At 39.8% G+C, this 1,033-nt stretch carries 1 protein-coding gene; it reads left to right on the top strand.

The features are described from left to right. Window positions 1-1,033: Ig-like domain-containing protein (locus FLAPXU55_RS15420; protein ID WP_317169654.1), on the top strand; the 1,033-nt coding region annotated here is incomplete at both ends.

Here is a 1,033-nt window from a genome sequence, read left to right as displayed (position 1 = left end):
ATGTTGATGTTTCGAACATCACTAAAGTAAGCGGGCAGTTTACAGCTTCTGAAGGATGCGCAAATTCCGGAACTTATACCAATACCTGGACAGTAAAAGATGACTGCGGAAATACTTCTGATACTTTCACTCAAATCATTACAATTCAGGATACAACAGCTCCAACTTGGACAACTCAGACTGGCTCTTTAAATCAGACTATTGAATGCAGTAATGTGGAAGCTTTAACTTCGGCTCAGGCTTTATTTCCAACTGCTTCTGATTTATGTGATGCGGATGTTTCTAACATCACTAAAGTAAGCGGACAATTCGTTGCTTCTGAAGGTTGTGCTAATTCTGGAACTTATACTAATACCTGGACTGTAAAAGATGACTGTGAAAATACTTCTGATACTTTTACGCAGATTATTACAATTCAAGATACTACTGCTCCAACTTGGACAACGCAAGCAGGTTCTTTAAACCAAACTATCGAATGCAGTAATGCGGAAGCTTTAACTTCAGCACAAGCCTTATTCCCAACTGCTTCTGATTTATGTGATGCAGATGTTTCAAATATCACTAAAGTAAGCGGACAATTCATCGCTTCTGAAGAATGTTCAAATTCTGGAACTTATACCAATACCTGGACAGTAAAAGATGACTGCGGAAATACTTCTGATACTTTCACGCAGATTATTACCATTCAGGATACAACTGCTCCAACTTGGACAACTCAGGCTGGCTCTTTAAACCAGACTATTGAATGCAGTAATGCGGAAGCTTTGACTTCGGCTCAGGCTTTATTCCCAACTGCTTCTGATTCATGCGATGCTGATGTTTCAAACATTACTAAAGTAAGCGGACAGTTTGTTGCTTCTGAGGGATGCGCAAATTCTGGAACTTATACTAATACTTGGACGGTAAAAGATGACTGTGGAAATACCTCTGATAGTTTCACGCAGATTATTACCATTCAGGATACAACTGCTCCAACTTGGACAACTCAGGCTGGCTCTTTAAACCAGACTATTGAATGCAGTAATGCGGAAGC

It is taken from the genome of Flavobacterium panici, assembly GCF_903819335.1.
Taxonomy (GTDB): domain Bacteria; phylum Bacteroidota; class Bacteroidia; order Flavobacteriales; family Flavobacteriaceae; genus Flavobacterium; species Flavobacterium panici.
Note: the sequence above shows the minus strand (reverse complement) of the source record. Positions and strands in the feature narration are given on the sequence as shown.